Source organism: Mesorhizobium sp. M7A.F.Ce.TU.012.03.2.1 (genome assembly GCF_004006095.1).
Lineage (GTDB): Bacteria > Pseudomonadota > Alphaproteobacteria > Rhizobiales > Rhizobiaceae > Mesorhizobium.
In genome coordinates this window covers 824359-838667 of sequence record NZ_CP034779.1, presented here as the reverse complement: position 1 = coordinate 838667, position 14309 = coordinate 824359, and the positions used below count along the sequence as shown (strand labels likewise).

Genomic DNA, 14309 nt, shown 5'->3' with positions numbered 1-14309 from the left:
ACGGTCAGGCCTGATTGCCTGCCCGGAACGAAGTGGAGACCGTGCGCCATGAACAACCTTTTCGGCCGTAGCGCCATCGTTACCGGTGGGTTCTCGGGCATGGGCTTTGCCATTGCCACGGCTTTGGCTGAAGCCGGCGCGAACGTCGCCGTCGGCTCCTACATCGCGCCGGCCGGCGCCGACAGGTCCGATGCCGCCTATTATCCCGGCGCGGACGAGATCGGGCGCGTGCGTGCGGCTCTTGCCGCCCACGGAACGAGGGTTCACGCCGCTCATCTAGACGTGCGCGACAGCGACGTCGCCAATCGGTTCGCGGCTGACGCCGAGGTGGCCATCGGCCCCGCCGATATCCTGGTCAATGCCGCTGGGACGACCGCGGAGCAGCCGGTCTGCGGCCATTCCGACGCGCTATGGGACAAGATCGTCGATACCAACCTGACGGGCGCCTTCCGCGTCACGCGTGCGGTACTGCCGGGCATGATCGAACGCGGCTGGGGCCGCATCGTCAACATCGGCTCAACCGCCGCCTCGGTCGGCTGGAAGGACAACCCAGCCTACTGCGCGTCCAAGGCCGGCCTTCTCGGCCTCACACGCTGCGTGGCGCTGGAAGGGGCAGCGCATGGCGTCACCTGCGTCATGATCAGCCCGACCTGGGTCGAGACCGAACTGATGCGCCGCAATGTGGCGCAGGTCGTCGAGCGCCAAGGCAAGGGGCGCACCGCTGAGGAAGCGATGGCCGAGATCGCCAAAAGCAACCCGCAGCAGCGCATGCTGCAGCCGCAGGAGATCGCGGCTCTGGCGGTGTTCCTGTGCTCGGATCTCGCCAAGGGCATCACCATGGAGAACATCCAGATCACCGGCGGAGCGCTTTGGTAGCGGCTGATCTCTCCGCAGATGCCTCGCTGTAAGACAAGGTGACCGGATTTGCCATTGAGCGCCGGGCGCAATAGGTTATATTGCACTGCACAATGGAGACGCCGTTTATTGCACGCCCATATTTGCGAAGATTCCGGCCGGCTCATGGCTTGCCGGCCCTGGGTCGTGTCGGCGGAACCCTGAGATGAAGATTCCAAAGTCCCTGCTTATCGATCCCGAGAAGAATTCGGTCTATGGCGCCTTTGCCGTAGCCGTTTCGATCTGGGCGTTTTCTTATTCGGTCATCTTCGGCCAAATCTTGATCCTGGCCTATTATGCGGTCTGGCTTCCGCTCATCCTGGTCGATTACCGGCGGTTTCTGCGGCATCTGTCCAGCGCCTGGCTGCCGCTGCTGTTTGCGGCCTATATCTGCTTCTCGGTTTTCTGGTCGCAGGCTCCCGGCGTCACCGCAAGGACGTCGGTCCAGTATTTTTCCCATATTGCCTGCGCCTACGTAGCTGCGCGCACCGTCAGCGTGCGCACGCTGACCATAGGGGCGCTGGTCGGGATATTCGTCGTCCTTCTCTATTCGCTGAAGGTCGGGAACTATTCCGAGGATGTCCTCGACGGCACCGTGAACTTCGTCGGCGCCTTCGCCTCCAAGAATCAGATCGGCTTTGTCGGCTCGCTCGGCATCTATTTCTGCGTTGTCTTCCTTGCATTCTACAGACGCGGCCGGCTGAGCTTCATACTGGCGGTGCCCGTCGTGCTGCTGTCGGCCTATGTCCTGGTCGCCTCGCATTCCGCCACCTCGATGGCCTCGATACCCGCGGTTCTGGCGCTGGTGGCGCTTCTTGCGATGAGCAAACTTCTGTCACGCCGCTATCGCCGGGTCATCTTCCTGATCGGCGCGGGGCTGCTGGTCGTGACGGCCTTCGTCGCCTTGAATCTCGGGCTGATGGACTTCGTCCTCGGCCTCTTCGGCAAGGATTCGACGCTCACCGGGCGAACCTATCTGTGGGAGCAAGGCTGGAACACGGTCCAGAAATCGCCGATTCTCGGCGTCGGCTATGCCGCCTATTGGGTGCAGGGCTTCGCTGAAGCCGAGCGGCTGTGGAACGAATTCTACATCACCACCCGCACCGGCTTCCACTTCCACAACACCTATATCGAGGCCCTCGTCGAACTCGGCTTCGTCGGAGCGACGCTGGTGTCGCTGATCATGCTGCGCACGCTCTACGGCCACGTCTCGGCGGTGATCTTCAAGGCATGGCAGGCGGACTCGGTGATACTTTTCGGCGTGATGGTCCTGCTGCTGATCCGCTCCTTCGTCGAGGTCGAGATACTGAATCCCTACATCATGGGTTCTTTCCTGATGTATTTCAGCTTCTTCAAGCTGGCGCGGCTGCCCGTTACCCGCAGGCGGCGGTCACCGGCTCTGGAGCCGGCTGACGCGGCCGGGGGCGAGACTGACTGGCCTCGGTATGCCGGCCATCCGGCGGGCGCCGGTCCCTCATAAACTATCATCTCGCGGGCTGAAGGGAGCGGCCTTCCTTTTTTGAGCAAGCATGTGCTCGGACGGGAAGCCTCGATCCCGAGACGGCTATTATGGTTTCCGCAGGAGATGTTCAAACAACTGAGCCAGAGCCTCATCCCGATTTGTCGGGTGAGGCTCTGGCTCGAAACACTGGATCGTGTTGGAAGTCGGTCTACTGGCTGGCCAGCGGCGCCAGCTTGATCTTGATCACATCGCCAGGCAGCACCGGGGTTTCTTCCTTGGCGGCTATTTCGGTGGTCTTGCCGTCGACATTGCGCACCAGTGAATAGAGCAGGGTCGGCTGCTGATCATTTGTCATAGCGGCCGCCATCGCGGGATCGCTGGCCTGGGCTATCAGGCCTTTCTGCATGTTCACCTTCAACGCGGCCTCGTTCAGGTCGGCTTCGGTCTGCTGCCGGTCAGTGGCGAGACTTGAACTCAAGGTGTTCTGGGCATCGATAGCATCCTGCTTCGCCTTGCTGATCGCCTGCTTGGCGGTGAGGATGGCGGTTTCGTAGTCCAGGATCTTGCCCTGCAGGTCGGCCACGGACTGGCGCGAATCCAGCAGTCGGGCATTGGCGATCAGGCCTTTTTGCGCCAGCGGACCGATGCTGGCGAGTTGCTGCTGCGCCAAGTCGACCTGCTGCTGCTGATTGACGATCTTCTTCTGCAGCGACTCGATTTCAGATTCCAAAACCCCCTTCAGGTCGTCGAGCGCCTCGAGTTTCAGCTTCAGCGCCTTTTGGTCGGCCGTCAGAATCGTCATCTCGTCCGCCACGATGGCTGGCAGTCTCGGATCGCCCTCGACCTCCTTCGGCACGTCGAAACTCGCCTTGCCGGCCATATCCGCATCGATGCGGGCGCGCCTGACGATCAGTCGGATGCGCTGGTCGTCGGAGATGTCGAACATGCCCTTGGCGGTGACCAGGTCCTTGCCGAGCTGGGGGCCGTAATCGGCGTTGCGCCTGATGCCGCCGGCGACGCTGATCGCCTTCAACACCGTCAGGTCCGGGACATAAGGAAATTGGCCTGGGTTCTGGACTTCGCCCGAAATGTAGAAGGGCCGGAACTGCGCCATCTCGACCGAGGCTTCCGGTCGGTCCGACAAAGCGAGCTTTTTCTGCAGCGCCTCGCCGATCGCCGCCGCGATTTCGGACGTGGTCTTGCCGGATGCCGGCAACTCGCCGGCGAACGGCACCGACAGCGTACCGGATGGACCGACCGTGTACTCGCCATTCACCGCCGACCAGTCACGAAATGTGCCTTCGACTGTCTGCCATTCGGCGACGCGGATGGTGAGCTTGTCTTGCGAGCCGAGGCGATAGTCGCCGGCGGCGGCGATGTGCGGGACGACGAGCGCCATGGCAAGGCATGTGGCCAGCAAACGCGCCCGCCGCAGCCGGCCGGAATCCGGGCCGCTGCGAAAGGCTTCGAACAAATCTGTTTTCAACTCAACGTTCCGATCCGCTATAGCCCCATCGCCCGATGAGCTTGCGTTGAATGGCCGATGCCAATGTCTGGCATTGGCCACCGGCCGGTCAGTAAGAACCACGCGACATCCAGACGGCCGGGACGGTCTTGATGATGATGCGAACGTCCTCGAACAGCGACCAGTTCTCGACATAGTGGCGATCGAAGGCGACGCGGCTGTCATAGGACACATCGTTGCGGCCGCTGACTTGCCACAGGCCGGTCAGGCCCGGGCGGGATTTCAGGTAATAGACGGCGGACGTGCCATAGATCTCCAGCTCGTCGCGCACGACCGGACGAGGGCCGACAAGGCTCATGTCGCCCTGCAGGATGTTGATGATCTGCGGCAGCTCGTCGAGGCTGAGTTTCCTCAGCACAGCTCCGACACGGGTAACGCGCGGATCGTTCTTCAGCTTGCGGGTGGCGATCCATTCCGCGTTGGCGTCCGGGTTGGCGGCGAGATAGGTTGCCAATACCCTGTCGCCGTCCGGAACCATGGTGCGGAACTTCAGGCAAGGAAAAATCCGCCCGCCGCGTCCAATTCGCCTGTGACCGTAGAAAATCGAGCCGCCGTCGGAAAACTTGACCAGCAGCGCTATCATGACAAACAGCGGGCTGAGTGCGATCAGTCCAATCAGTGAACCGGCGATATCGAAGCTGCGTTTGAGCAAGCCGCCGATCGGTGGCGGAAAATCGATGTCAGCCTGCGAAAAGCTCGCCGTGGCCGACTTGGCAACGTCCCTCATGCCGTAAACTCCATGCGTTGAACGAATGGTTCAGCGCACGATACCAAAAAAATGTTGCAGCGCAACACACAATTTACCACCCCATTGAAATAGTCACGTCATGAATTGACTAAATAATAAGCTTGTCATGCACAAATTTCGGCGTATTTAGCACATTTGTGACAATAAATGGGCACGGCCGAAAAAATAGAGGCCTTTGTGGGGCGGTTTTTAGGCGGACCTACCTATTTGCCAAGGCAAGCTGCAAATTAGTGCTTTATCATGCCCTGATGCTTGGTGAAAACCGTATAAAATACTACTTAATATTGTCTATCTTACTGAAAAATGCCGAGGAGAGGAGATCGGCTTAGCTCCCGTTGCGTGCATTGCAGCATGGCAGAGTCGATCGCAAAAGCTCGATCAAAAATATCCGAAGTTGCCCTTGCCGCCTATTGCTCGCCTTAATAGAATTGCAAATTATACCTGTCACGGTGACGACAGGTGGAAAAGGCCGGAAGCAACCGGTCGAGAGTGGGCGACCTTAACAAGCCCACATGACAAGGGACGGCGCTCGGGTGGGGCAATCGTGATAATACCCGAGCCGGTTTATGGGCTGTTGGGTATGGCACTTCCAAAATTCATCCTCGGGATGATTTTCGCTCTGGCGATCGTCGTCGGCTGGTCCTGGCTGGGCGGAGCGTCGATAGGCACGATATTGGTGCGCGTCATCATCTGCGCCGTGATCATTCAGGCCGGCTATTTCGTGCTCATCTACACCATGATCGCCAGGAGCGCGCCGACGCCTGCCGACATAGCCCGTGACGCCGAGCGCAAACTGAACGCACCAGAGGTCGCCGAAAGCGAGAAGCTGGGCGGTGCCAGGCGCGGCCTGCATTGATGCAGATTGCTCAAACCTGCCCCCGGTTTGTAGGCATGCTTCGAAACAAGAGACTAGGCGCCGCGTGAATCGGTTTCGGCGCGTCTTGGTCGCCGGCTCACGCGACATCGGCGGGTTCGCCCTCTGACTGTTCCCCCGACAGCATCCTCGACAACCGGCTGCCGGTTTTTTCCTTCAGCCGCTGATATTGGCCGACCTCGACGATACGGCCGTTTTCCATCGCCACCACCCAGTCGGCGAAGGCAATCATCGACGGCCGGTGCGCGATGGTCAGGATCGTCATCGTGCCGCGCAATCCGTCGATCGACCTGGCGATCAGCGACTGGTTCTGCCAGTCGAGCGCGCTGGTCGCCTCGTCCAGGATGAGCAGTGACGGCTTGCGCAGCAGCGCGCGCGCGAGCGCGATGCGCTGGCGTTCGCCGCCCGAGAGCCGCACGCCGCGATCGCCGACCACCGTCTCGAGCCTGAGGTCGAGCCGTTCGACAAACTCGCCGGCGTGCGCCTGATGCAGCGCGGCCCACAGGTCGCCATCGCTGGCCCGTGGCGCGGCAAGGCGCAGGTTCGCCGCGATCGTGTCGTGCAGGAGGAACACGTCCTGCGGCACATAGGCCACCTGGTCGCGCCAGCGACGGCGATTGCTGGCATCAATCTCGACGCCGTCGACAAGCATCATGCCGGTGGTGGGCTCCAGCAGGCCAAGCAGCATATCGGCGATCGTGCTCTTGCCCGATCCGGACGGGCCGATCAGGGCGGTGACCTTGCCGGCCGGCAGGCCGAAGGTGATGCCGCTCACCACCACCTTGTCGCCAGCATCTCCATAGGCGAAGGAGACACCGCGAATATTCAATCCCGTATTGAGGGAGAGTGTCCCGGCGTCGGCGAACTCGGTATGGCCTGGTTCGCGTTCGGCATCGAAACGTGCCTGCAGGCTGCGCATTGCCGTAAAGGCGGGCAGGTTGATCAGCACTTGCTGGGCTTGCGTCTGCATGTCCATGAAGCGCGGCGCGATGCGCATGAAGACCAGGAGCAGGACGACGATCTCGGCCAGCGACAGGTTGAAGCGAACCAAAGCCACATAGATGAACAGGCTCAGGCCCACCACGCTCGCCACTTGGAATACCGCGGTGCCGATGGTGCTGTTGCGCACATAGTCGATGTTGTCGGCCTTCATCTTCTCAAGCGTCGACCGCAGCTGCGCGAAATAGCTGTCCTCAACGTTCAGGCTCTTGGCCACCTTGATGCCGCCGAGAAATTCCGAGACCGTCCGGTACTGATCCTGTCGATTGGCGGTCAGCACACGGCCGAAGGCAGTGGCCCGTGTCCGGAAGGGCTGCAGCGCCACGAACATCAGCATGCCGATGACGACGGCAAACAGCGTCATGACCGGCGAGATGAACATGGAAACCAGGAGATAGCCAGCCAGAAGAACGGCGATCTGCACCAGCATCAGCAGTGAGAACGCCGCGCCCTGGACGCGGTCGATGTCGCCGGTCAGGGCATGATCGAGGTCGGAACTGCGCATTCGGGTAAAAACGCCCCAGCGCGCCTTGCCGATGCTTTCGAACAGGTTCATGCGAACGCGGTTGACGAAATCGAACAGCAATTTGGCCATGTAGACCGACTTGAAGCGATTGAACGCCGCCTGCGCTGCAACAAGCCCGACCAGCATGCAAAGCACGGTCGTCAGTTGCAGCGTGCCGTCAGGCACCAGCCAGCGCACGAAATCATTGTTGGGCAGCCGAACAGCGAAATCCTGGTCGGCGCGTCCGACCAGATGCAGCAGCGGGATGAGTAGCAGGATGGAGATGCCCTCGGTCAGGCTGCCGAGGATGAGGAAGAAAAGCGCCGTCCATGTTCGCCGGCCGCCGATCCGGGCAATGGCGGCGCCGAATGCGGCAATTTCTCGAAACAGCGACAGGCGAAGGGTTGGGGACTTCGACATGGTTGCGCTCACGACCGCCGGCTGCTAGCCGACAGATCCTTTTCGATCAGCTCCACGGCTTCGCCGATCCTGTCCAGGCCCGTCGGGACTTCCAGCCGGTACACGCCGATATGGTTAGCAATCCATGAACATTGCTGAAGATGCGCCGCCGCGAAGTCGTCGGGGAGGGCCGCGCGGCCGAAGCGCGTCACATAGGAGAATTTGATGATGGCCGGCAGGGCGGCAATGGCGGGCAAGGGCGTGATGCCAGCCCTTTCGCCGCGCTCGAGGATATAGATCCTGGTCGCCGGCACCTTATCGCCCGAAAAGTCACCGTTCAGGCGATGCTGCATCTTGTCGATCGCCGGATGCACTTGCGGCCGCACTTCCGCTTCCCCGAGCGAGATCGCCGCCGCGGCGTCGGCCGCCAGCTTGATCTGCGGAAATCCCGGAACGGTCATTGGCTCACTCGGATTGGCGAGGTCCAGCGCCACCACATCATCGGTAAGCAGTCGATGCCCGGCCCGGATCATCGCACTTGCGGTCGTCGACTTGCCGGCACCCTTGTCACCCATGAAGATGGCGCTCGTGCCGGCGGCGGCGATGGCGCTGGCATGCAGGACAAGCAGGCCGCGCCGGTGCAAGAGCAGCGCCATGACCGGGCCGAGCAGCGGAAACGCCAGCAGCGCGTCGTCGACGCCGGGCGCCGGTTCAATGTCGATACGGTTGGAATCGGTGATCAGGAACGCGCCCACGGCATGCCAGGCCAGATATTGCCGGTCCGCCTCGAAGCGAAAGTCGGTCGCGGCTTCGGGCGCCGGCTTTGGCAGGTCGATCGCGCCGACGGCGATCACGACATCCGCCGCCCCGGGCGGCGCCGGCTGCAGTTCGGGCAACATCACCTCCGACGCGATGGTCAGACCATAGGCGCGGTAGAAGCGGCGTTCTCGCATGGCCCTGCCATGCGGACGGGGATTATCACTGTATGCGGCCATCGGCTCGTTGCGCGGCATCACGTGGGGCTCCCGCCGTGCTGGAGTTGCCGCAGCCAGAGCGACAGCGAGGCCGAGCGCCAGACATACTGGACATCCAGGGGGGCTGCCTGATCGGGCTGGCGCAGCAGTCGCGCATAGGCAGCACTCACTTGCGGCAGATTGACATAAGGCGCGATGCGGCCTGCATCCGAGACCAGCAGCTGTTCCAGGAGGTCGCGATGATTGCGCAGCATGCCGTTGACGAGATTGGCGGTGAAGTCGATCTTGTCGCGTCGCCACTGCACCGCCTCCGGCAATACGCCTTGCATGGCGCGACGCAGCACATAGCGACCAAAGCCGTGGCTCAGCTTCTCCTCGCCCGGCAATGCCAGGCAGAACTCGACCAGCGGCTTGTCCCAGAATGGGTATCGCGGCTCGACGCCGAAATTGGCGGCGGCCTTGTCGAGAACCTCGAAAGCATGCGGGACATAGCCGTTCGACAGGATCCAGCGATGGCTCAAGGCGTCGCTGGCCTGAACGCGGGGCGGCATATAGCCGGCCCGGTGAAACCGGTCGACAAGCTCGGTGCGCTTGGCAAGGTCCGGATTGATCAGGTCGCGCCAGCTTCGCGCGCGCTGCACGTGCGCGGGCTTGCGGATACTGTTCAGGGCACGGTTGGCCAGATGCCTCAGCTTGGCGATGCGCCAGGCCGGCCCGTAGAGGGTCAGGAACTGGAGATAAAGGCCAAGCGTGCTGTCGCCATAGGTATTGGAGGCGCTGCGGACCTCGCGCCACAGATCCATCCATCGGCCGCCATTCGCAAGCTCGTGCAGGTGACCATGGCCTTGGGAAACGACCTCGTCGCCGCCATGGCCGTCCAGTAGCACCTTGATGCCCTTGGCGCCGGCAGTCCGGTAGATACCGCGGGTGAGCGTCAGGCCCGGCGCCAGGAACATTCCTTCCTGTTCTTCCAGCACGCGTTCGAATTCGGCGAAAGGGGCATAGTTGCCGACCGGGATCAGTGTCGCGTCGACCTTCTGCTGGTCGAGAACGGCATCGATGAAGGGCCGCTCGTCCATCGGCGAGCCCTTCTCGAAAACCAGCGAGAAGGTCGGCAGCTTCGGCTTGCGCGCAGCGGCATTCTGCAGGCCGGCGACACAGGCGATAGATGAGGAATCGAGGCCGCCGCTCAACATTGCGCCGACTGCCGAGGTCCCTCGCATGCGGTTGCGCACCGATTGCGAGAAAAGATGGGCGAATTCCTCCGATGCATCCGACCGCAAGGGCCGCGCCGACGGCTCGATCTGCCAGTATCGACGCAACATCACCTGTTGCGCGGTGACGGTCAGGCTGTGGCGGGCCGGCAGGCTGAATATATCGCTGTAGGGGGTCGACTGCGGGTCGTCGGGAAGCCCGGCCAGGAAGCCGGAGATCTGGCGCTCGCTGACACGTGCGCGGATACCTTCGACCCCCAGGATCGGCCCGATCTCGGACGCGAAGGCAAAACGCCGGTCCGCCGCGTGGTAGTAGAACGGCTTGACGCCAAAATGATCGCGCGCGCAAAACAGCGATTGCCGCTCGTCATCCCAGATGGCGAACGCGAAATCGCCTTGCAGATGCTCCGGACAGGCTTCGCCCCAACGCAGATAGGCCCGCATCAGCACGATCGCGTCGGCCACCGACTGGTCGCGGATACCGAGCCTGGCTAGCAACTCGTCACGGTTGTCCAGCCGGCAATCGGCGGTGATGGCGAGCCGGTCGCCAGCCATCGACAAAGGGCCTGGACCGACCTCATCCGATGTGTTGAGCCAGGCGTGGCCAAGGGCGATGCTGGTGTCCAGCCACCATGAACCGCCGTCGGGACCGCGATGGCGCATGCGCGCCAGCATTTGCTGAATGTCTGCCGCCGCGACCGCCGGTGCGTGTGCTCCGCGCAGCAGGATTCCGGCGACGCCGCTCATCGGCTGCCGTGGTCGACGAGATGGGCGAAGCCGTCGACCGATCCGCCAAGCACGATATGGTTGTCGCTGACCAGCCAAGCATGTGCTTTCAACTGCTCGCCCGTACCACGTTCGATGCCGATGCGTATTGTCGATTCATTGCCTTGGCGGGCGAGAATATACTGGCCGGAGAGCGCCTGGGTCAGGCATGTCGCGTAAGGGACGAAACGGGCCGCGGCGGCAACACCCCAGGCGACACGCCGCAGTTCACCCATCGAGGCGCACTGCCGCGCGTCGAGCCGCGTCACCAGGCTGCGTACACGATTGTAGGACAGCAGCGTCAGCCCCAGCCGAACTGTCGCCACCACCAGCAGGCAATGGCCAAGGAAGATCATTTCCGAGCCGCTCAGGGAGAAAATCCTGACCAGCCCGTGCCGGCTTCCGCCGCGCTTCGACTGCTTGAAGCCTGTTTCCCTCGCAGGTTCCTGCCGTAAAGCCGTGGCCCGAGAAATCAGGGTCCGCGAAACTATGGCCTGCGAAACCAGCGCCTTGTGCTGGACCGGCTTAGACAAGTGCCTCATGATGCCGTCTCGCAAGCCCATTATCAGTCAGGCCCTTCAGCAATGCGTCGACATCGGCCTGGCAGCGCACCGGGTCGACATTATATCGCGCAAGCACGGCGCTGCGGATGTCGCCGATCGACCGGGGCTCCTGGATCAAATCCCAGATGAAGGCGCCGACGCCATTCAGGCTGTAGTAGACATTGGATTTGAGATTGAGCAGCGCCAAGCCATCGCCGAACTCGCAAGCCACGGCATCCTTGGTCGCACTCACGCTATCGTGGTCGGCCAGATCATGGTCGGATTGCTTCCAGTTCATCCCCGCACCTCACTGACAAAACGCTTCGACATCTCCGGTTGGCGCAGGAGAAGTCGGGAGGCTGGCCCCCCGACCCCTCTTACGTCTGCTTTTGAATCCAGAGTCCCAAAATGTCACTCTGGAACGGCTATAAGTCTCAGGAGAACGTCAGGTCGCCGATCGGCGTGTGCGCGGGGAACGATGCGTCGATCGCCGTGTTGCCGCCGCCACCCTGGGTGATGGTCTCAATCGAACCATGAACCGTCAGGCTTGGTGTCTCGTATTCATGCTTTTCAACATTCTGTTCCATTTTACTCTCCGATTTAGGACTGGAAACGGCCTGTCGAGTGCCGTCAGCACTTTTATGCTGCAATGCAATAGCTGCACGGCAGCATTTATGAGTCAAGACTGTTTTACTTTCCGTTAATCAATTACGTTGCTGGCGTCAGGACATGAGCGGCCATGCCTAAAACTTGTCACTTTTTAGCCGATTCCTTGGGCATGATGGCAGCGCCTGTGCTGATTCTTTAAGCATATGATTTTGCTTGCATAAGTCGTTTGCTTTGTGCTTATTTTTAGGCTTCGCTAATGGAAGAATTTTCTGTTTGGAAAATTCGGCCGGGGATCGGCTAAAAGACTTGGCAAGGATATTTCAGCCGCGGTTCTCACTTCTTTACGATGTGATCTCGATAGGCGCTTCGGTTGCAAAAATTCGCACTGCAAAAGGAAAGGCTTTACGGCATCGAGGTTTTTGGTGATGTTTGCTTCGCACATGCAGCATAAGTGTTCGCGCAAACCGCTTTCTTGGGAGATTGTGCGCTAAATGGCCTTGCCTGACGGCTCATACGAACGATTGCGCACCGCCGGCTGTGCCGACGAGGTGGCCTGCGTGCAGGCCTGCCTGCGATTGTATTTCGCCGGGCCGCACGCCGGCGCGGGCGACATTTCGATGCGTGATCTGGACGGTGCCAAAATTGCCGACATCGCCAGGCTGAACAAGGTCGCCACCTTTGTCCTCAAGGCCCTTTCGCGCGCACCCGCGCTTGAGAGGCCGCCTGAGCTTTTCCGATGGCTCGACACCTACCGCAGGAGGACGGTTTCGATGAACGCGTCCTGCATCATGGATTCCATGGCGGTCCATGATGTGCTGCGCGCCAGCGAGATCGATTTTGTTTTTCTGAAGGGTCCGTTCCAGCAGCAGCTTCTCTACGACGACCACTTCATGAAGCCGTCCGGCGATGTCGACATCCTGGTTTCGCCGCTCGGATTTTTCAGGGCGCGTGATGCGCTTCGCCAGATCGGTTATGAGGTATCAGGCAAGTCGAATTCCGTCTGGTGGGTCCGCTTCCTCGGCGAACAGCACATGACCCGGGACGACGGGCCGAGGTCGTCCACGGTAGATCTCCACTACCGCCTCCAGCAGCCCGGCTCGCCAAGCCCGCGCGACGCGGACGGGTTCCTGCGGCGCAAGCGACAGGTCGAAATCGCCGGTGCGACGGTGCCGTTCACCTCGGTGGCCGATACTTTGCTTTTGTCCTGCATCAGCGTCGCCAAGGCACTTTTCAACCGGGAACCCTGCGCGGGCTACGTCTGTGATATCGGTGCCAGCGCCGCCCGCCTCGACGAGGCGGATCAGCAGCGTTTGCTCGATGCCGCAACCGTGCAAGGTTTGGACGACACGCTGCTGCTTGGCCTGCGCGCCGCCGATGTGCTACTCGGCGGCGGTGGCACGCTGCTGTCGCAGCGCGCGACCAGGATCCTGTCGCGCATCGGCAATGAGGATCTGCTCAGCATGGTCATCGCGCCATGGCTGCCGTCGCTGCGGTGGCCACAGCGGCGAACGGTGCTGTGGGAACTGTGCGGCCGCGCGCCGGTCCGCTATCTGGCCGAAGCCGGTTGGGCGGCGTCCGCCGATATCAGCCGCCGCATCTTCGAGCGGCCGGGGAGTCGCTGAATGAAGGCAAATTGGGTGTTGATGGCAATTCTGTAGGGCATCGAAGGAGTATGGGGCGAGGGCAAATCGATATTACCTGTACGAGAGGCAAATCCATGTCGATGACGAAATCCGAGGTCTGCGTGATCATCGCGGCAAAAAACGCGGCAGCGACAATCGCCGTCGCCATCGCATCCGCGTTGCGCGAACCGGAAGTGGCGGAGGTCGTCGTTGTCGATGATGCCTCTACCGACCACACCGCCGATGTCGCACGATCCGCCGATGATGGCAGCGGGCGGCTCTCCGTGATGCGCCTCGATGTCAATCGCGGCCCCTCCTTTGCCCGCAACGCAGCCATCGCCGGCTCGAAATCGCCGTTCATCAGCATTCTTGATGCCGACGATTTTTTCCTCGAAGGCCGGTTTCGCAACCTGTTTGCCGGCGCCGATTGGGATTTCGCAGCCGACAACATCATGCTGATCAGGGATGATGCGACGGGCGACGCGACGAAAATCGTGGCGCCGCAATTTGCCGCCGATCCGGAATTCCTCGATTTCGAGCGCTTCGTCGAAGGCAACATCTCCAGGCGCCGCGTGCAGAGGGGCGAACTGGGCTTCTTGAAGCCGGTGATCAGCCGTGCCTTCCTCGACCGCCACGGGTTGAGCTACGACGAGAGCCTGCGGCTGGGCGAGGACTATGAACTCTACGCCCGCGCGGTCGCATGCGGGGCGCGGTTCAAGGTCATTCGCTCCTGCGGCTACGGCGCCGTCGTCCGCGCCGATTCTTTGAGCGGCCGCCACAAGACTCAGGACCTGAAGCGTTTGGCCGATGCGGATCTGGCGCTGCTGGCGATCGACAGTCTGCCGGAAGGCTCGAAGGCGGTGCTGCGGCGGCATGAACGGCACGTGCGCGACAAATATCGGCTGCGCAATTTCCTTGACGTCAAGGCTGAGCGGGGGCTGGCATCGGCCGCGGCTTACGCTTTCGCCAGCCTGTCCAACCTCGTCGCCATCGTCCAGGGCGTGGCTTCCGACAAGCTCGAGGCGCTGTTTCGTCGCGTCGGCCTTATGTCCAGCCAAAAGCCTGTGCCGCCGCTGCGCTTTCTGATGGCCGGAACCAGCACGGGCAAGGAACGCTGAGAGCGGACCCCGGTGCTTGCGATTTGTCCGCTCGCAGCACGTCATCACGCAAACCATTT

General features: G+C 61.6%; 13 protein-coding genes. 5 read left to right on the top strand and 8 right to left on the bottom strand.

Annotation, left to right across the window (positions count from 1 at the left end):
• Window positions 1-48 precede the first annotated feature (48 nt).
• Together EJ079_RS04025 and EJ079_RS04020 are read left to right on the top strand one after the other, a co-directional pair.
• Entirely contained in the window at window positions 49-876 is an 828-nt protein-coding gene (locus EJ079_RS04025; protein ID WP_127395547.1) for an SDR family NAD(P)-dependent oxidoreductase, read from the top strand.
• Window positions 877-1060: 184 nt separating this feature from the next.
• A complete protein-coding gene (locus EJ079_RS04020) occupies window positions 1061-2374 on the top strand; it encodes an O-antigen ligase (protein ID WP_127395548.1) in 1314 nt (437 codons plus the stop codon).
• 190 nt (window positions 2375-2564) lie between these two features.
• On the opposite strand, the gene EJ079_RS04015 is transcribed toward EJ079_RS04020, so the two are convergent.
• A complete protein-coding gene (locus EJ079_RS04015; RefSeq protein ID WP_164761652.1) occupies window positions 2565-3830 on the bottom strand; it encodes a polysaccharide biosynthesis/export family protein in 1266 nt (421 codons plus the stop codon).
• Window positions 3831-3930: 100 nt separating this feature from the next.
• Window positions 3931-4608: a sugar transferase gene (locus tag EJ079_RS04010; protein ID WP_127808152.1), complete on the bottom strand. Its 678-nt coding sequence runs from the start codon at window positions 4606-4608 to the stop codon at window positions 3931-3933.
• Between the two features lie 601 nt (window positions 4609-5209).
• Here EJ079_RS04010 and EJ079_RS04005 point away from each other — a divergent pair.
• Window positions 5210-5485: a hypothetical protein gene (locus tag EJ079_RS04005; RefSeq protein ID WP_023811582.1), complete on the top strand. Its 276-nt coding sequence runs from the start codon at window positions 5210-5212 to the stop codon at window positions 5483-5485.
• Between the two features lie 97 nt (window positions 5486-5582).
• Here the strand turns inward: EJ079_RS04005 and EJ079_RS04000 are convergent, their stop codons facing one another.
• The 6 genes from EJ079_RS04000 to EJ079_RS03975 form a co-directional block, all read right to left on the bottom strand.
• Complete coding sequence (locus EJ079_RS04000) at window positions 5583-7427, bottom strand: ABC transporter ATP-binding protein (protein ID WP_127808151.1); 1845 nt, start codon at window positions 7425-7427, stop codon at window positions 5583-5585.
• Window positions 7428-7435: 8 nt separating this feature from the next.
• Window positions 7436-8422, bottom strand: coding sequence for a serine kinase (locus EJ079_RS03995; RefSeq protein ID WP_127808150.1), 987 nt, complete (start codon window positions 8420-8422; stop codon window positions 7436-7438).
• Window positions 8419-10341 carry a lasso peptide isopeptide bond-forming cyclase gene (locus tag EJ079_RS03990; protein ID WP_127808149.1) on the bottom strand — a complete coding sequence of 641 codons (1923 nt, stop codon included), beginning with the start codon at window positions 10339-10341 and terminating at the stop codon, window positions 8419-8421. The genes EJ079_RS03995 and EJ079_RS03990 overlap by 4 nt, the downstream gene beginning before the upstream one ends.
• The gene (locus EJ079_RS03985) at window positions 10338-10901 is read right to left on the bottom strand and encodes a lasso peptide biosynthesis B2 protein (protein WP_127808148.1); all 564 of its coding nucleotides are present in this window, start codon (window positions 10899-10901) and stop codon (window positions 10338-10340) included. The genes EJ079_RS03990 and EJ079_RS03985 overlap by 4 nt, the downstream gene beginning before the upstream one ends.
• Entirely contained in the window at window positions 10885-11199 is a 315-nt protein-coding gene (locus EJ079_RS03980; protein ID WP_127289880.1) for a PqqD family protein, read from the bottom strand. Before EJ079_RS03980 ends, EJ079_RS03985 begins: the two co-directional genes overlap by 17 nt.
• A gap of 136 nt (window positions 11200-11335) precedes the next feature.
• Window positions 11336-11488: a lasso peptide gene (locus EJ079_RS03975; RefSeq protein WP_013891488.1), complete on the bottom strand. Its 153-nt coding sequence runs from the start codon at window positions 11486-11488 to the stop codon at window positions 11336-11338.
• Window positions 11489-12001: 513 nt separating this feature from the next.
• On the opposite strand from EJ079_RS03975, the gene EJ079_RS03970 reads away from it, so the two are divergent.
• Together EJ079_RS03970 and EJ079_RS03965 are read left to right on the top strand one after the other, a co-directional pair.
• Entirely contained in the window at window positions 12002-13132 is a 1131-nt protein-coding gene (locus EJ079_RS03970; RefSeq protein ID WP_127808147.1) for a nucleotidyltransferase family protein, read from the top strand.
• Between the two features lie 95 nt (window positions 13133-13227).
• Window positions 13228-14250, top strand: coding sequence for a glycosyltransferase (locus EJ079_RS03965; protein WP_127808146.1), 1023 nt, complete (start codon window positions 13228-13230; stop codon window positions 14248-14250).
• The last annotated feature ends 59 nt before the right edge of the window (window positions 14251-14309 follow it).